Annotated in this window: 19 protein-coding genes; 16 read left to right on the plus strand and 3 right to left on the minus strand. The window is 29.4% G+C overall.

What is annotated here, in order from left to right; translation table 11 throughout:
* Positions 1–32 precede the first annotated feature (32 nt).
* A complete protein-coding gene (gene trpA, locus Q1A15_RS12975; protein ID WP_299624491.1) occupies positions 33–800 on the plus strand; it encodes a tryptophan synthase subunit alpha in 768 nt (255 codons plus the stop codon).
* A gap of 82 nt (positions 801–882) precedes the next feature.
* Here the strand turns inward: trpA and Q1A15_RS12980 are convergent, their stop codons facing one another.
* On the minus strand, positions 883–1,542 hold the full coding sequence (locus Q1A15_RS12980) for a DsbA family oxidoreductase (protein ID WP_299624494.1): 660 nt from the start codon (positions 1,540–1,542) through the stop codon (positions 883–885).
* A 227-nt stretch (positions 1,543–1,769) separates the two neighbouring features.
* Here Q1A15_RS12980 and Q1A15_RS12985 point away from each other — a divergent pair, with 227 nt between their 5' ends.
* The 5 genes from Q1A15_RS12985 to recQ all read left to right on the plus strand — a co-directional run bounded on the left by Q1A15_RS12985 (position 1,770) and on the right by recQ (position 9,575).
* Positions 1,770–2,531 (plus strand): SDR family oxidoreductase, encoded by a 762-nt coding sequence (locus tag Q1A15_RS12985; protein WP_299624497.1) that lies wholly within the window; start codon positions 1,770–1,772, stop codon positions 2,529–2,531.
* Between the two features lie 10 nt (positions 2,532–2,541).
* Complete coding sequence (locus tag Q1A15_RS12990; RefSeq protein ID WP_299624500.1) at positions 2,542–3,456, plus strand: helix-turn-helix transcriptional regulator; 915 nt, start codon at positions 2,542–2,544, stop codon at positions 3,454–3,456.
* A 92-nt stretch (positions 3,457–3,548) separates the two neighbouring features.
* The gene (locus tag Q1A15_RS12995; RefSeq protein WP_299624503.1) at positions 3,549–4,097 is read left to right on the plus strand and encodes a TlpA disulfide reductase family protein; all 549 of its coding nucleotides are present in this window, start codon (positions 3,549–3,551) and stop codon (positions 4,095–4,097) included.
* A 116-nt stretch (positions 4,098–4,213) separates the two neighbouring features.
* Positions 4,214–7,396 (plus strand): S41 family peptidase, encoded by a 3,183-nt coding sequence (locus Q1A15_RS13000; RefSeq protein WP_299624506.1) that lies wholly within the window; start codon positions 4,214–4,216, stop codon positions 7,394–7,396.
* Positions 7,397–7,469: 73 nt separating this feature from the next.
* On the plus strand, positions 7,470–9,575 hold the full coding sequence (recQ, locus tag Q1A15_RS13005; protein WP_299624509.1) for a DNA helicase RecQ: 2,106 nt from the start codon (positions 7,470–7,472) through the stop codon (positions 9,573–9,575).
* Positions 9,576–9,619: 44 nt separating this feature from the next.
* On the opposite strand, the gene Q1A15_RS13010 is transcribed toward recQ, so the two are convergent.
* Positions 9,620–10,240: a hypothetical protein gene (locus Q1A15_RS13010; protein ID WP_299624512.1), complete on the minus strand. Its 621-nt coding sequence runs from the start codon at positions 10,238–10,240 to the stop codon at positions 9,620–9,622.
* A complete protein-coding gene (locus tag Q1A15_RS13015; RefSeq protein ID WP_299624515.1) occupies positions 10,224–10,706 on the minus strand; it encodes a sigma-70 family RNA polymerase sigma factor in 483 nt (160 codons plus the stop codon). The genes Q1A15_RS13010 and Q1A15_RS13015 overlap by 17 nt, the downstream gene beginning before the upstream one ends.
* Before the next feature lie 284 nt (positions 10,707–10,990).
* Here Q1A15_RS13015 and Q1A15_RS13020 point away from each other — a divergent pair, with 284 nt between their 5' ends.
* From Q1A15_RS13020 to Q1A15_RS13065, 10 genes are all read left to right on the plus strand, one after another.
* Positions 10,991–11,497: a MarR family transcriptional regulator gene (locus Q1A15_RS13020; RefSeq protein ID WP_299624518.1), complete on the plus strand. Its 507-nt coding sequence runs from the start codon at positions 10,991–10,993 to the stop codon at positions 11,495–11,497.
* Between the two features lie 89 nt (positions 11,498–11,586).
* Positions 11,587–11,880 (plus strand): hypothetical protein, encoded by a 294-nt coding sequence (locus Q1A15_RS13025; RefSeq protein ID WP_299624521.1) that lies wholly within the window; start codon positions 11,587–11,589, stop codon positions 11,878–11,880.
* 38 nt (positions 11,881–11,918) lie between these two features.
* A complete protein-coding gene (locus Q1A15_RS13030) occupies positions 11,919–12,740 on the plus strand; it encodes a hypothetical protein (RefSeq protein WP_299624524.1) in 822 nt (273 codons plus the stop codon).
* Between the two features lie 4 nt (positions 12,741–12,744).
* Entirely contained in the window at positions 12,745–13,089 is a 345-nt protein-coding gene (locus tag Q1A15_RS13035) for a hypothetical protein (RefSeq protein WP_299624527.1), read from the plus strand.
* 2 nt (positions 13,090–13,091) lie between these two features.
* Positions 13,092–13,463 (plus strand): hypothetical protein, encoded by a 372-nt coding sequence (locus Q1A15_RS13040; RefSeq protein ID WP_299624530.1) that lies wholly within the window; start codon positions 13,092–13,094, stop codon positions 13,461–13,463.
* A gap of 8 nt (positions 13,464–13,471) precedes the next feature.
* Complete coding sequence (locus Q1A15_RS13045) at positions 13,472–14,368, plus strand: TIGR01777 family oxidoreductase (protein WP_299624533.1); 897 nt, start codon at positions 13,472–13,474, stop codon at positions 14,366–14,368.
* A 107-nt stretch (positions 14,369–14,475) separates the two neighbouring features.
* A complete protein-coding gene (locus Q1A15_RS13050) occupies positions 14,476–14,946 on the plus strand; it encodes an SRPBCC family protein (RefSeq protein WP_299624536.1) in 471 nt (156 codons plus the stop codon).
* A 64-nt stretch (positions 14,947–15,010) separates the two neighbouring features.
* Positions 15,011–15,718 (plus strand): DUF2071 domain-containing protein, encoded by a 708-nt coding sequence (locus tag Q1A15_RS13055; RefSeq protein WP_299624539.1) that lies wholly within the window; start codon positions 15,011–15,013, stop codon positions 15,716–15,718.
* Between the two features lie 36 nt (positions 15,719–15,754).
* On the plus strand, positions 15,755–17,035 hold the full coding sequence (locus Q1A15_RS13060) for a hypothetical protein (RefSeq protein ID WP_299624542.1): 1,281 nt from the start codon (positions 15,755–15,757) through the stop codon (positions 17,033–17,035).
* Positions 17,032–17,838, plus strand: a complete 807-nt coding sequence (locus Q1A15_RS13065; RefSeq protein WP_299624545.1) for a hypothetical protein — start codon at positions 17,032–17,034, stop codon at positions 17,836–17,838. Before Q1A15_RS13060 ends, Q1A15_RS13065 begins: the two co-directional genes overlap by 4 nt.
* The last annotated feature ends 15 nt before the right edge of the window (positions 17,839–17,853 follow it).

The following is a 17,853-nucleotide window of genomic DNA, read 5'->3' on the forward strand; positions in this document are numbered from 1 at the left end:
TTCCTCGTAATAACATATAAGAAGAAAAAACAATGAACTCAATTCAACAAATATTTCAAAAACAAAAACATAATTTATTATCTATATTTTTCACTGCAGGATTTCCAGAATTAAATCAAACTGCTGAAATTATAGATAAATTAGGAAGTAATGGCGTAGATTTTATCGAAGTTGGTTTACCTTTTTCCGATCCGTTAGCAGACGGACCAACAATTCAGCATAGTAGTACTGTTGCTTTAAAAAATGGAATGAACCTAGATGTTGTTTTTGAACAATTAATAGCAATAAAAGATACAAATATAACTCCATTAGTATTAATGGGGTATGTAAATCAAATTATAAAATACGGAGAAGAAGCTTTTTGCCAGAAAGTAGTAGATTGCGGTATTGATACCTTAATTCTTCCAGATCTACCAATGGTAGAATACGAATCACATTATAGAGATTTATTTAAAAAATACGGATTAACAAATGTGTTTTTAATCACGCCACAAACTTCTGATGAGAGGATTCATAAAATAGACGATTTAACTGAATCTTTCATTTACATGGTAGCATCTTCAGCTATTACAGGAGCAAAAGGAGAAATTTCTCAACAACAAATCGATTATTTCGAGCGCATCAAAGCCATGAATTTAAAAAGTAAATTAATTATTGGTTTTGGAATTTCAGATAATAAAACATTTTCAAAAGCTTGTGAATATGGTAATGGAGCCATAATTGGTTCTGCATTTATTAAAAGCTTAGATAAAAATGGAGTTAACGGAATCGGAGATTTCGTAAAAGGAATTAAAGGATAAAATAATATTCACTTTACAATAAAATAAAACCTCACCATGAAAATGGTGAGGTTTTTTTGCAAAACATATAATTAACCTTAACCTATGCTTTGATTGCTTTAGGTTGGGTGAATTCTTTTAAAATAGATTTAAATACTTCAATAGGTTGCGCTCCAGTAACGGCTTCTTTTCTATTAAAAACAACTGTAGGTACAGATCTCACACCGAGATTTTGCCAATATTGTTTATTACGTTGTACTTCAAAGCGAGCATCATCATCTTTCAACTTAGCTAACGCCTCTTCAGCATTTAAACCAACATCTAATAAAGCTTGTTTTAAAACATCTTCTTTAGATACATCTTTACGTTCACTAAAAAAAGCAGTAGTTAAATGCATTTTTAATTCTGTTTGTTTTCCAAATTGTTTGGCATATTCTAATAATACATGAGCATTAAAAGTGTTAACTACTCGCATACCATCAAAATAATCGAAAGTAAATCCAACATTATTACCTGCATCAACTAAACGTTGTTTAGAAACTTTTTGTTGTTCTGGTGTAGAACCATATTTCTGAGTAATATGTTCAGTTAAATCTTGACCTTCTTCTGGCATATGTGGATTTAGTTCAAATGGTTGCCATTCAATTTCTATTTGATCTTCTATATTTAAATCTTCTATTGCTTTTTGTAAGTGCTTGTATCCTACAGTACACCACGGGCAAACAACATCAGAAACGATATCTATTTTTAACTTATCTTTCATGTTTTATTCTAATAAAGATCATTTTCATGATCGTAATTTTATCTATTTGTAGTAATAACTGTTCCGAGCTTACAAAGTTTTTCTATAACAGTTTAGAAGAGGAAATTCATAGTCTGATACTGAAATTTATAGCATAAATTAGATTTGGAAAAGTAAATCGTAGATATGGAAAAATATAATCAATATTGATAATCGAATTTTGTAGTATAATTTTAAATGAAAGAAAAATGAGTACTAAAAAAACAGCTGTTGTTACTGGTGGAAGTAGAGGTTTAGGTAGAGAAATGATTTTAAATCTTGCTGAAAATAATTTCGATATCATATTTTCATATCATAGTAATAAAGCAAAAGCCGAAGAGGTAATTAATGAGGTAAAAGCTTTAGGAAGCGAAGCTGTTGCTTTTCCTTTTGATGCTAATAATTTAGAAAATACAACATCATTTATACAAGCTATTACAGCGTATCAAAAAGAAAAAAAAGGAACACCTAATTTTGATTTTCTAATTAATAATGCAGGAACAGGAACTTACAATTTAATAGCAGATACAACCGAAAGTCAATTTGATGAAATGTTACATGTGCATTTAAAAAGCGTTTATTTTTTAACTCAAAAAGCACTTCCTTTTTTAAATGATTCTGGTCGAATTATTAATATATCAAGTGGTTTAACACGTTTTAGTTTGCCTGGAATGTCGGCATATGCAATTATGAAATCAGCAATAGAAACTTTTACAAAATATCTAGCAAAAGAATTAGGTGAACGTAAAATTACAGCAAATGTAGTTGCACCTGGAGCTATAGCAACAGATTTTGCAGGAGGAACAAATCGAGATAATTTAGAGAAAAGAGCTATTATTGAAAATTTAACTGCGTTAGGTCGAGTAGGAGAAACGGAAGATGTTGGTGGAGTTGTTGCTTTTTTATGTTCTGAAAAAGCAAGATGGATTAATGGTCAGCGTATAGAGGTTTCTGGAGGAATGTTATTATAATTGTAGAACGATGAAAAAACTACTTCATTTTAAGAAAATTTCGGATTATCATAAGTTAGCTAATTTAAAAGCTCCAGAGCATCCTTTAATTAGCTTAATTGATTACAACGAAATAAATTACCCTGAAGATATTAAAGAAATAAAATGGCGACAAGATTACTTTACTATTGGGTTGAAAAGAAATGTAGCATATAAGTTTTTTTATGGTCAACAAGAATATGATTTTGATGAAGGTGTGATGACATTCATCGCTCCGAATCAAGTAATGAGTTTGGGTGAAAATCCGAATATCAATAAAAAACCATCAGGATGGCTTTTGTTAATTCATCCTGACTTTCTTTGGAATACTCCATTAGCATCAAAAATTAAAGATTATCATTACTTCGATTATGTGGTGAGTGAAGCATTGTTTCTTTCAGAAAAAGAAGAAAAGTTAATAATTTCTATTTTAGAAAATATTGCTACAGAGTATGCTTCGAATATTGATAAATTCAGTCAGAATATTATCGTTTCACAATTGTCGTTATTATTAAATTATGCGGAACGATTTTATGAAAGACAATTTATTACTAGAAAAATATCGAATCATAAAATATTAAATGAGTTTGAAACCTTATTGGCGGATTCTTTTTCAAATCCAGAATTAGAAAAAAACGGTTTACCAACTGTGCAATCTATGGCAGAAAAATTATTTGTTTCTCCTAATTACTTAACGAGTGTTTTAAAACATTTAACAGGTCAAAATACACAGCAACACATTCAAAATTCAACCATTAAAAAGGCAAAAGAAGAATTAACAATTACAAACTTTTCTGTAAGTGAAATCGCTTATAAATTAGGATTTGAATATCCATCGTCATTTACAAAACTGTTTAAAAACAAAACAGATATGACTCCTTCAGAATTCAGACGAAGATTTAACTAGATTTTAAGTAAAGGAATTGTTAGTTTTTTGAGCTTTAATAGACAAAGGGAAAAACTATAAGTATTTTTGCTTGAAATTTAATGAATAACGATTTGAAAAAACATCTTACGCTATCTAACATAATTTTTATAATACTATTGTTTTTAATAGTTTATAAACCAACTAGAGCATGGTTTATTCGTCAGATTTCTTTTTCACCAAAAGTTGAAAAAGTAGAAGGTAGCGCGCGTATTTTTGATTATAACTGGAAGTTAACAGGGTTAAATACTTACGATACCAATTTTTCTGAATTTAAAGGAAAGGTGATTTTCTTAAACTTCTGGGCAACTTGGTGTCCAACGTGTATTGCAGAATTACCTTACATACAAGAGTTCTACAACGATTATAAAGACAAAGTCGAATTCGTTTTTATAACTAATGATAGTAGAGAAACTTTAGAACAATTTTTTAGAGAAAATGATTATGAGTTTCCTGTATATCAGTCGAAGTTTGATTTCCCTAAAGAGTTACCCCCAGTTACTTCTATACCAAGAACTTTTGTGATTGATAAGCAAGGAAATATTAGAGTAGATAAATCGGGTTCTGCTAATTGGAATAGCAATAAGTTTCGAAAAAAAATAGATGAATTAGTAGAACACTAGATCTTTTTCTGAAAAACAGCTAACTACATTATCGCAACTGAGTTGTTAAAAAATCTTAAAAAATTAATAACAACCTAGGAAAACTTTAAATTCGTTGCATAAGAAATCTTACTATAATGAATTTAAAACAAACTACTTTAGTAGTATTACTATCCTTTATTGGCTTAACAACCGTGCAAGGACAGTTAATACGCAAACCAGCGATAAGTCCAGATGCTTCTCAAATGGCTTTCAGTTATTATGGAGATATTTGGGTGTATAATCTTAACTCAAAAGATGCAAAAAGGCTAACGATACATAAAGCCTATGAAACAAATCCAGTTTGGAATCCTAAAGGAAATGAAATTGCTTTTACTTCTGATAGAAAAGGAAATAGCAACATTTTTACAACTTCAGTAAACGGAGGAGTTCCTAAACAATTAACGTATTATCCAACAACAAACATTCCAACATCTTGGGATAAAAACGGAGATGTAATTTTTACAACTCGTCGTATTTATGCTGGTCCGGAATGGGATTTACAAATGTATGCTGTAAATGAAAACGGAGGAACACCTACACGTTTGTTAAATGCTTATGGAGAAATGGCTACAGTATCTCCTAATGGAAAGTTAATTGCATTTACTAAAGGAGCTTGTAGAATTGCACGTGAAGATTACTCAGGTTCTGCTCAAAGAGATGTTTGGATTTACAACACGCAAACTATGAAGTATATTCAAATCACTACAAGTAATAAAAATGATCATTCACCAGCTTGGGATGCGGATGGAAACTTATATTTCATAGGTGCTGAAAGCGGTAGATATAATATTTACAAACAAAAGATTGCTTCAAATGGTGAAGTTAGTGGAGCTAAACAAAAGTTAACGAATTTAACTAAAAACGGAGTTCGTACATACTCTGTTAGTAATAACGGAACAATAGTATATACTTCAGGAATTTCTGTTTTCCAATTAAAGAATGGAAGCAGTAAAAAGTTAACTATTGATATCGCTTCAGATAGTAGATTAAATTCTGAACAAACAAGAACTACAATTGGCGGTATTAGAAATTTTGCTATCTCTCCTAACGGAAAAATGGCTGCAATTGCTATCGACGGAGAAATTTTTGTAAAAGAAAATAATAAAGAAAAAAAGAGAACTAACAATGTTAGTAAAGATCCTTACAGTGATAAAAGCGTAGGGTGGTTTGATGATAAAACAGTAGTGTTTTTGTCTGATAGAGATGGTTTATTCCAATTATACAAGGCAACTTCAGCTGATGATAAAGTAGGAATTGAAAGATCATTAAAAATTAATAACGAGAAATTAACTAGCGCAAAAGAAGATATTCAAGGATTTATTATTTCTCCAGATCAGAAGAAAATTGCTTATCAAGTTGGTAGAGGAAAGTTAATTATTGCTGATATTGAAGATGGAAAATTAAAGAATAAGCAAACTTTTATAGATAGTTGGTCTGCGCCACAAGGCGTTTCTTGGAGTCCAGATAGTAAGTATATTGCTTATTCTCAAACGGATTTAGATTTTGATACTGAGATTTTTATTCAATCTGTTGCAGATAAGAGTAAAAAAATGAACGTAAGTATGCACCCAAGAAATGACATCAATCCAGTTTGGAGTCCAGATGGGAAGAAATTAGCATTCCTTTCAAACAGAAATGACATCAATTATGATGTTTGGATGGTTTGGTTACAAAAAGAAGATTGGGAAAAGTCAAGAATAGATCACGAAGAAGGAGACTATTACAAGAAAGAAGATGAAAAGAAAGCTAAAGGCGATAAAAAAGATGCAGCCAAAAAGCCTAAGAAACCAAAGAAAAAATCTGTAATTGTTAAAATAGATGAAGAGAGAATTTTTGACAGATTAGTTCAAGTTACTTCATTATCAGACGATGAATTTAGTTTAGCGTTTAGTGGAGATAGTAATTTTATGTATTATTCAGCAACAGATCCATCTTCTAAAAGAAGAAACTTATATAAAATTAAGTGGGACGGTTCTAAACCTAAAGCAATTAAAGGTGGAGCAAGAGCTGGAGGTTTTTCATTACAAAAAGGAAAATTATACTTTACTGCTGGAGGAGTTTTAAAAGAATTAAATACTAAGTCAGACAGAATTACAGTTTATCCACATAAAGCAATATACACAAAGTATAGAGGTAAAATTAACGAACAAGTATTTAACGAAGGAATTAGAGCATTAACTGCTGGTTTTTATGATCCTAATTTCCACGGATACGATTGGAATTCTTTAGTGAAAAGATATAAACCTTGGGTATTATCAGCTACTACAGATCAAGATTATTCGTATATGTTCAATTTATTATTAGGACAATTAAATGCGAGTCATATGGGGTATAGAAGTTTTACTCCACCAAATCCTTCTGATAAAATTGGTTTATTAGGGTTAGATGTTACAGATACAAGTAACGGAGCAAAAGTAAACTACGTTTTACCAAATTCTGTATCAGATAAATCTAAGAGCAAATTAAATGTAGGAGATATTATTACACATGTAAATGGAATTGAAGTTCCTAAAGGTGAAAGTTTCTATAAATCACTTAAAAACACAATTAATACTGAAACATTATTAACCTTAAGTTCTGGTAAAGAAGTTGTATTACGTCCTCAAGGAAGTTTAAGAAGATTACAATATGAAGAGTGGATTCGTTCTAGAAAAAAGTTAGTTGACCAATATTCAAACGGACAATTAGGTTATATTCATATTCAAGGAATGAATCAACCAAGTTTTGAGCGTTTCGAAAGAGAGTTAAAAGCAAGTGGTTACGGTAAAAAAGGAATCGTAATCGATGTAAGATACAACGGTGGTGGATGGACTACTGATAGATTAATGGCAGTTTTAAATGTAAAGCAACATGCTTATACCGTTCCAAGAGGAGCAACAAAGTCATTAAAGAATCATAAGAAATTCGAAAATCATTATCCTTATAACGAAAGAGCAATATTATCTGTAAACATAAAGCCAGTTGTTGCTTTATGTAACGAGAATAGCTACTCAAATGCAGAAATTTTCGCACATGCGTTTAAGAATTTAGGGTTAGGTAAATTAGTAGGACAGCCTTCATTTGGAGCTGTAATTTCTACTGGTGGAGCAGGATTACAAAACGGATTTATCCGTATGCCTTTTAGAGCATGGTTTGTAAAACAATCAGGAAAAAATATGGAAAATGAAGCGCCAGCTGTTCCAGATTTCTTAGTGAAAAACGCTCCAGGATGGAAAGATAGAGGAGAAGATGCTCAGCTTAAAAAAGCTGTAGATGTTTTACTACAAGATATTAAGTAGAAAAAGAAAATTTTAATTTTCTGAAAAGCGAAGTTGTAAAAAACTTCGCTTTTTTTATGCTTATTTTTGCCGAATGGAATACCAAGAAGTAGAATTGTTAGAGAAGTTAAAGACGAACTTTGGTTATGATAGTTTTCGATTAAATCAGCAAAAAATAATTACAAATATCTTAGAAAAGCAAGATACGTTAGTAATTATGCCAACAGGTGGAGGTAAATCGATTTGTTATCAATTACCAGCTTTATTTTTCGAAGGAGTTACTTTGGTTATTTCGCCTTTAATTGCCTTAATGAAAGATCAGGTTGATAGTTTAAAGGCAAATGGTATTCCAGCAATGTATTACAACAGTAGTCAATCTAAAGAAGATCAAGATGCTGTTTTTAGTGCTGTTGCAGAAAGAAAAATTAAACTGTTATATGTTGCACCTGAAAGTTTACCATTACTTCAAAATATTTTAAATCAAACCTACGTAAGTGCTATAGCTATTGATGAAGCGCACTGTATTTCTTCTTGGGGACATGATTTTAGACCTTCGTACAAGCAACTTGCTTTTTTAAAAAAATCGTTACCAGAAGTTCCAATTGTTGCATTAACGGCTACTGCAGATAAAGCTACTCAAGAAGATATTGTAGAGCAATTAGTAATTCCTCATGCGACGCGTTTTATTAGTTCATTCAATAGAGCTAATATTAGTTTAGAAGTTCGTCCAGGAAATGAAAGAATTAAGCAGATTGTAAATTTTATAAAAAGAGCTCCAGATGAAGCTGGGATTATTTATTGTTTAAGTAGAAAAGCTACAGAACAATTAGCAAGAAAATTACAAGAACAAAATATAGATGCAAGAGCATATCATGCAGGATTATCTTTTGAAGAACGAGCAAAAACACAAGAAGCTTTTGTAAAAGACGACGTTCAAATCATTTGTGCAACTATTGCTTTCGGAATGGGAATTGATAAATCGAATGTACGTTGGGTGATTCATTATAATATGCCTAAAAATATAGAAGGCTATTATCAGGAAATAGGACGTTCAGGAAGAGATGGATTACCAGCGAAAGCATTGTTATTTCATAGTTATGCAGATGTAATACAATTACGTCAGTTTATAGAAAATACAACAAATAAAGAAGTTCAAGAAGCAAAACTAGACCGAATGAAACAGTTTGCAGAAGCGACTGTTTGTAGAAGGAAAATCTTATTGAGTTACTTTGGAGAATTGATTGAAGAAAACTGTGGAAATTGTGATGTATGTAAAAATCCACCTCAGTTTTTCGACGGAACTGTAATTGCTCAAAAAGCCTTGTCAGCAATTTTTAGGTTGAAAGGAAAAGAAGCCATGGGAACAGTGATTGATGTTCTTAGAGGAGCACAAAACGCTACAGTATTAGATAAAAATTACAATACTTTGAAAACTTATGGAGTAGGAAGAGATATTTCATGGAGAGATTGGCAACATTATTTAGTTCAATTAGCAAATCAAGGTTATTGCCAAATTGCTTTTCATTTAAATAATGCATTACAGTTAACAGACTTCTCTAAAAAGGTATTATTCGATGGAGAAAAGATTCAATTAACAGCGCCAGTAGAAGTTAAGAAAGAAGAAAGGAGAGTTGCTTCAAAAAGTACAAAAACTGCGGCGAAAGATACTTTATTCGAACGTTTAAGAGCATTACGTTATCGAATTGCAACTGAAGAAAATATAGCTGCTTATTTAGTTTTTAACGATGCGACATTAAGAGAAATAGAAAAAGAACGTCCGTTAACAGATAATGAGTTCTTAGCTGTAAGTGGAGTAGGGCAGCGTAAACTTGAAGTTTATGGAGGAGAATTTATGGAAGAAATTAAAAATTTCCTTCAAGAAAAAAAGAGAGGGAAAAAGAATACGGCTTTAGAAACATATAAATTATACAGCCAAGGTTTAACTATTGAAGAAATAGCAGAAGCTAGAGCTTTAAAAACACCAACTATATTTTCTCATTTATCGAAACTATATCTAGAAGGAAAGGATATTAATTTAGATCAGTTTACTTCACCAGAAACAATAAAAGAAGTAGCAAATGCTAAGAAAGTATTGAAAAACGAAACAGCATTAAAACCATATTTCGAATTTCTAGGAGAGAAAGTTCCTTATGAACAAATTCGAGTTGCATTAACTATTTTACAGAAGAAATCAGTTTAAAAATAAAAATTGTCATCCTAGTTTGCTAAGATGACGATTATAATTTATTCGTTTTTTAAACCTTCTATTTCGTTAATAAGGTCGTCTAGTTTAGAAAATAATGTAGCGTATAATAATTTGGTAGAAAGTTTAAAAGCTATCATTGAAATTATAGAAACGATAATTGCAACAGATCCTCCAATACCAATAATTTCTAATAAGGTAGTTTCACTATTTATAAATTTAGATAAAAAGCTATTTTCCTTCAGAAAAAAGGCTAAAATAAAAATAGATAAAACTACAAACGGAATTACAAAAATGAACATTCGTTTCGTTGCTAAAGAAACTGATTTAATCACTTTTCGATAATTTTTTAAATACGTTAAATTATCAGATTTTACATCTAAACTAGAAAATCTACGTAGTAATCTATTGTTATAATAATACAAGCAAAGGATTAAAATTGTACCATATAAACCAATAATGGTTTCCGATAAAAGTATGCCTCCAATAGCTACAATTCCAGCCATTGGTAATAAACCTCTGTTATCAAACTCATAAGTTCGTTTAATTTTGCTAACAATAGATTTAGATTTCTGATTATATAAATTATTAATTCTAGGAGCAATTAAAGATTGTTCATCAATAAAAGCTTCATTCCATATCTTTTCAATTGATTTTTCCATCTAATATTTTTTTTAATTGTTTTTTTATTCTGTTTATACGTACTGCTATATTGTTAGCGCTAGTTCCAATAATTGCAGCAATTTCTTTGTAAGGATTTTCTTCAAGATGCAATAAAATTATAGCTCTATCTACTTCAGATAATTTTTTAATTGCAGCATAAAGTAAGTTCAAATGCTCGTTTTCAAAAGCTTTATTATTTTCAGAAAGCTCAGAGAAATGTTCTGTATTTATAGGCTTTCTTTTGTTCTTTTTATCTAATGTTAAACAAACATTTAAGGTAATTCGATACACCCATGTAGACCATTTTGACTTTTCTTGAAATGCAGCTCTACTTTTCCAAATTTGTAGACAAGCTTCTTGATAAAAATCTTCAAAATCTTCTTGAGAGTTTGTATATGCTCTACAGATTTTAATAATGATTCCTGCATGAGGCAGAATTGATGATATGTAAAAATCGTTACTCAAAAAATATATTTTACATGATTAGTAAATCCTGATTTAAAAATATTACACAAGAATAAAAAAAATAAAAATTAATAAGTTATTTATGATATTATCTGGAATTATATTTTACTTTATTTATTGAGATTAATATATTATATAGTGCTTTGTAATGAATGTATCTTTTGTACTATTTTTTAGGCTTATTTAACTTGGATTTTAGAAATAAGTTGCGTAGTAATGGAAAACAAAAATATTTTATTTTCAATAATTTTTGAAAGTTTAGAAAAAACATATATATTTGTCGCATGAAGTTAGAAGACGCAAAAATAAAGTACATACAAACTTGGGGTAGTTTAGCAACAAGTTGGGGTATAAATAAAACGATGGCTCAAGTACATGCGTTACTACTAGCGACTAATGAAGCTTTATCTGCAGATGAAATTATGGAAGCTTTAAAAATTTCTCGTGGAAATGTAAACATGAATGTTCGTGCATTAATCGATTGGGGAATTGTAAGAAAAGAGTTTGTAGCAGGAGAGCGCAAAGAATTTTTTGTAGCTGACAAAGATATTTGGGAGCTATTTAAACAAGTAACCAAAGAGCGTAAGAAAAGAGAAATTGAACCTGTATTAAAAGTATTAGAAGAGTTACAAAACGATGTAAGTGAAAATTCTGAAGACGCTGAGGTTTTTCGTAAACTAATGAAAGATATTTTATCTGTAACAGGAATGTTTAACGGTTTATTAGAAAAGGCAATTAAAGCAGACGAGCATTGGTTATTATCTAATTTTACAAGATTAATTAAGAAATAAAAAAATTTAAAAACAAGCTTTCAATAATTTCTGAAACTATGAAATATATAAATAGAATATTTGTCATAATCTTCACATTACTACTATTATTGGGAATTGTTGATATAAATAATTTGATTTTTGCCACTTTATTTGCTATTCCTTTAGGGTTTTGTCAGGTTTTAGTTTGTATAGCTATACTTTTTAAGTGGAAAATTTTAAGTAGAAGAAGCAAAGTTTTTGAAGTCATTTACTTTTCTCTTGTTACTTTTTATTTTGTTACGTGGCATTTTTTTATGTCTTACCCAACGGCAAGTATATCCAAAGAGCTATTTTTTAATATAATGCCAATTATTTTAGCTTTTTCTGTAACTCTATTTCTTGAAAACTTAAAATTAGAGTAAAAAAATTTGATTATTAACTTTCAATAATTTTTGAAAATATGAAAACTTTAAATCAACATACATTATTATACGATACAGATTGTCCGTTATGTAACTTTTATACTAGCGCTTTTGTTAAAGCTAAAATGTTAGATACAGAGGGAAGAAAGTCTTTCGGTAAAATAACAGCAAAAGAGAGAAAGTTTATAGATGTAAAAAGAGCTGTAAATGAAATAGCTTTAGTCGATAGAGAAAATAAACAAGTTACTTATGGTATCGATAGTTTATTAAAAGTAATAGGAAATTCATTTCCAATTGTGGAAAAAATAGGAAACTTCAAACCTATTAAATACGGATTATCAAAGTTATATTCCTTGATTTCTTACAATAGAAAAGTAATTATTCCTTCAGAAAAGAAAGCATCTGAAGAGTTAGAATGCATTCCAGATTTTAATGTGAAATACAGATTGTTATTTATTGTCTTAGGAACTTTAATAACGTCAATAACATTATTTCAATTTTCGCATATAATTCAGGCTTTACCAAAAGCAAGTTTTACAAGAGAAATTTGGCTAGCATTAGGTTTAATAGTTACTCAAACTGTATTTATTATCAATAAAGATTTTAAAATCATTTTGAATTACGTTGGAAACCTCATTACTGTTTCATTAATCGGTTGTATTGGTTTGTTTCAATTAATCGTATTAAATAGTATAGCTAGTTTTCCACAATGGTTGATCTTATTTGCTTTTTCTGGAGTTGTTGGTTTCATGTTTTTTGAACATAAAAGAAGAATCAAATTATTAGAGTTACCAAGTTACTTAAGTTGGACTTGGATTGGATATAGAGTGATCATTTTATTTTTCATCTTAAACGGATAATACTATGGATATTGTAACCTACATAGTTTACATTCTCATCTCTGGAATTATTATAGTTTATGTTGGAAATGAATGTTATCAAAACGGAAAAATATACATAGCTAATTTTTTTCCAAACGATCTAAATTTCGCAAACGGAATCAATAAAGTATTACGAACGGCTTATTATGTATTGAATTTAGGAATTGTTGTTTTCACGCTAAATAGTTTAAATAACATCGTAAATATTCAAGAATTGATAGAAGAAATTACTGGCAGATTGAGTTTTGTTTTATTACTCATAGCTTTTTTACACGGAATAAATCTTATCACAATATATATATCACACAAACATTTTAAAAACAAGTAATTATGAACACAACACTAGTATTAATAGCTTATGCAATTTATTTACCAATTAGTACAGGATTAACCACTTTTGTATCGCAACATTTATTTAAGAATAGTAAAATATTTATGCTAGATATTTTCAATCAGCAACAAGAAATTGCTATGGCTACAAATAAATTATTTAAGATTGGTTTCTACTTAGTAAACATTGGCTTTGCTTTAAAAATCATAAAAATTTATTCGTTAACAGATTACAAAGATTTAGTAGAAACACTAAGTGCAAAAATTGGAGGTTTTTCAGTGTATTTAGGTGTTGTTATGATAGTGTTTATTATGTTCTTTTTAAAAGGAAGAAAAGCAAGTAAGGCAGAAAATTTAAGAACACAAAGTTAGGGTTAGTTATGAAAATCGTTATCGCTGGAGGAGCTGGATATTTGGGGAAGTTGCTTACCGAATACTATAGAAAAAAGAAAGAAAATCAGATTTACATTTTAACTAGAACACAACAGTTAAATGTTGAAAATGTAAATTACTTAGAATGGGATGGAAAAACGAAAGGCTATTGGACTAACTTTTTAGAAAACACAGATCTATTAATCAACTTAACAGGTAAATCGGTGAATTGTAGATATACAGCTAAAAATAAAGCTGAAATTTATTCAAGCAGATTAGAAAGTACAAGTGTATTATGTGAAGTTATTCAAGAGCTAAAATTTCCACCTAAAATTTTTATTCAGTCTTCTTCAGCAACGATTTACAGACATTCAAAAGATAAATTAATGACTGAAGACGATGGAGAAATAGGAATTGATTTTTCTATGGATGTATGCAAGAAATGGGAACAAGTTTTTAATGCTTTTGAATTACCAAAAACTAAAAAAATAATTACGAGAACATCTATTGTTATTGGAAATAAAGGCGGAGCATTTCCGATAATGAAAAGAATGACAAAATTAGGGTTAGGAGGGAAGCAAGGTAATGGAAAACAATTTATCAGTTGGATTTCAGAGCAAGATTATATAAATGCTATAGATTTTTTAATCATTCAAAAATCGGGAGTTTACAATCTGTGTGTTCCAAATCCTATTAAGAATGCAGCATTTCAAAAAGAATTAAGACAAAAATTAAAAGTTTCATTGGGTTTACCATCTCCAAAGTGGATGTTAAAATTAGGAGCAAAATTCATTGGAACAGAAACTGAATTACTATTAAAAAGTAGAAATGTGTATCCGAAAAAACTATTGAACCTTGGCTTCAAATTTCAAACGGATAATTTTTATGAATTTAAAATAGAATAGTCATTGCGAGTAAGACGAAGCAATCTGAGGTATAGATGGATTACTTCTTTTCGCTTTGCTTCAATCGTAATGACTTTATAAAACTAAACACCATAAAACATAAAATTATGCCAATAATCATGTTATTCACTAAAATAAAAGCACCGAAACAATTAGTTTTCGATTTATCAAGAAGTATCGAGTTGCATAAAATTTCAACTCAAGTAACAAATGAAAAAGTAGTAGCTGGAAGAAAGTCAGGATTAATAGAATTAGGAGAAACTGTTACTTGGCGTGCAAAACATTTAGGTGTTTATCAGAATTTCACATCTAAAATTACAGGCTGTGCTCCATCGAGCTATTTTGCAGATAAAATGGTGAAAGGAGCGTTCAAGAAATTTAGACATGAGCATTTCTTTTCGCATCAAAATAATACCACATTATTGGTCGACGTTATGGAATATATTTCACCTTTAGGAGTACTTGGTAAATTTGTAGATTATCTTTTCTTAGAAAAGTATATGACTCGCTTTTTGGTAGAAAGAAATAATACAATAAAATCTTATGCTGAATCAGGTAAATGGAAAGAGATTATATAATCTTAACACAGCATTAAAGTTCAATTTAAAAAGTTGAGGTAATATTATTTAATACATTTGAAATATGAGTTTTTTAAAAGCAGAATGGCGAAAGTTAGTAATGATTAATTATGCAGTTAAACCAGAAATATTACAACCTTATGTACCAAAGGGAACATCGTTAGATTTCTTTGATGGAAAATGTTATGTGAGTGTGGTTGGTTTTATGTTTTTGAATACAAAATTACTAGGTATAAAAGTTCCGTTTCATGTCAATTTTGAAGAAGTCAACCTAAGGTTTTATGTAAAAAGATCACATGAAGGAGAAACAAAAAGAGGAGTTGTTTTCATTAAAGAAATTGTGCCAAAATCAGCAATTACTTTTGTAGCAAATACAATTTATAACGAACATTACGAGACGTTGCCAATGCAGCATTATTGGAATATTACTGAGGAAAAGATAAATGTTGAATATAAATGGAAGAAGCAAAAAAAGTGGAATCGTATTACTGTAGAAGCTTCAACTACACAACAAGAAATAGTACTAGGTTCAGAAATTGAATTCATAGCTGAACATTATTGGGGATATTCAGAAAAGAATGCAAGAGAAACTACAGAATATGAAGTAAAACATCCAACATGGCAGTTTTATCCAGTATATAAATCAGAAATAGCATTAGATTTTAAGGCAAATTATGGTGAAGATTTTGAGTTTCTAAAAGACGAAAAACCAACATCAGTATTTTTATTAGAAGGTTCAGAAGTTTCTGTAGAAGGAAAAAAATCGCTGTAATTTTTTTAAGTTTACATTTTAAAACTATGAATAACTATGAAAAAGATATTTGCTTTATTTTTTATAATTACACTTAAAATTTTTGCTAATGGTGGACCAATAGATGGTTCAGTATTTCATAAAACAGGAGATATTATTTTATTAAAACATGCCAATATTACATTAATCAAAGAGGATTTAAAGATTAAGTTAAAAGGTGATTATAGCTATGTAATGGTAACTTATGTTTTAAAAAATAAAGCTTATTCTAAAGAAGATATTACATATGGTTTTCCTGTAGAATTTATGACTGATTCAGATTGGAGAGTTGATGAAGATTTATTATCGAGTTTTAAATTTTCAATTAACGATAAACAAATACCATTTAAAAGTCAAACAGATCTTTCTGTATTCAAATCTGAAGTTGAAAGTTTTGCAAATGAAAAAGTTTCTGTAAAAAGAAAATGGCATGTAATGAATTTTTCACTTGAAGAAGATGAAACTATTACCCTTAAAGTAAGCTATAAAGTTAAAAACAGTTTTTTAGATTGGTCAACAAGTAAAAGTTTTTTTGAAAACTATGATGATAGAAAATTTATCTATGACTTCAGTCCTGCCCATAAATGGGGAAATGGAACGGTTCAAACAATGAATATTGAATTAGATGCTACTGAAGTTATTAATAAAGGAGGAAAGTTAGAATTTAAAGGAATAGAACTTAAAGAAAACGAAGGTGTGTACTCGCTTAGTAAAAGTAATTTTGATTTAAAGAAAGAATTACCAATATACGTGTCTTACAGAAACGAATCTGAGAAGTATTCTAAGTTTTTGTTGAAGAAACGAATAAGCAAAAAGTATCTTAAAAAGATAAAAGTTTCTTCTCAATTAAAAGGTAATTATAAAAAATCATACTTGTTTGATGGTAATTTTAGTACTGCTTGGGTTGAAGGAAAAAAAGGAGCTGGAATAGGCGAGAAAATAGAAATTGAGTTAGATGATTACAATTTAGCTGCGATCTGTTTAGTCAACGGATATACAAAAAATGCAAATACGTATTTGGAGAATAATCGTTTGAAAAAGATAAAAGTTGAAAAGGAGTTTATTGATTATAACGATCCTAATAAGACACAAACCTCAAGTTTCGAAAAAACTTTTGAAGACAAGAAATTCTCGAGTATCAATACTGATAATTTTTATGATTTAGTATCCAAGGTGGCAGATTTTGGAGATGGATATTTGAAAATAAAAAAAGTAACAATTACAATTTTAGAAGTCTATAAAGGAACTAAGTATAATGATACTTGTATTACAGAACTTTTTCTTTTAGGCTATAGATGAAAATAATAAGCTGTTATATATTTCTATTATTCTTAGGAATAAATTCATTTAACTCTAAAATACGAGTATCTATAAATCATAATCTTCCTGTTTATGAATCGACAATTCGAATAATTCAAGGAGATCATATAAAACTTGAAACAGATGCTCAGGGAAAGTGGTATAATATCAAGCCAGTTCTAAAAGAATACGATAATTTATCAAGTAAGAAACAAAATATACTAAAGATAGATTATGAGGTTTCTGAAGTACAAAATAAGTCAGAAAGTAAAATACTTAATTTATCTAACCTATCACCTGGAACTTATTATTACGGAAGGTTTAAGAATTCGAAGAGCAAAATAAAATCGAATAAGCCAATTCATTTTGAATCTGAATCGATTATTCAAATCATAGTTAGAAGAGATAATTCTTACACAGGTATTTTAACAGAGCTATTAAACTTACCATTTATTATTCCGCCGAAAACTATTCCAGATTATGGACATCAAACTGATTTAGCAATTGGTAGCGATTGCGCTGAATTAGCAATTTATGGCAGGAGGCAATTGGGACATAAAATTCCGTATTGCGGACCAAGAAATATCTATAAATATGTAGAAGAATCAGATAATATTAAACCAGGAACAATTCTTCATTTTGGTTTTCAAGTATCTGTTTTATATAAAGACAAAGGTGTGATAGGAAAAATAGATGAAAAAGATCTTTTAATACATGCTTTTGAGAACAAAGTTGAAATTACACCTTTCGGAAAAACCAGTTTGATACAATCTCCTTTTAAACTTTATAATTGGAAGTTATAGCAGTTTAAGTCGTTA

This window comes from uncultured Tenacibaculum sp., from assembly GCF_947495995.1.
Lineage (GTDB): Bacteria > Bacteroidota > Bacteroidia > Flavobacteriales > Flavobacteriaceae > Polaribacter.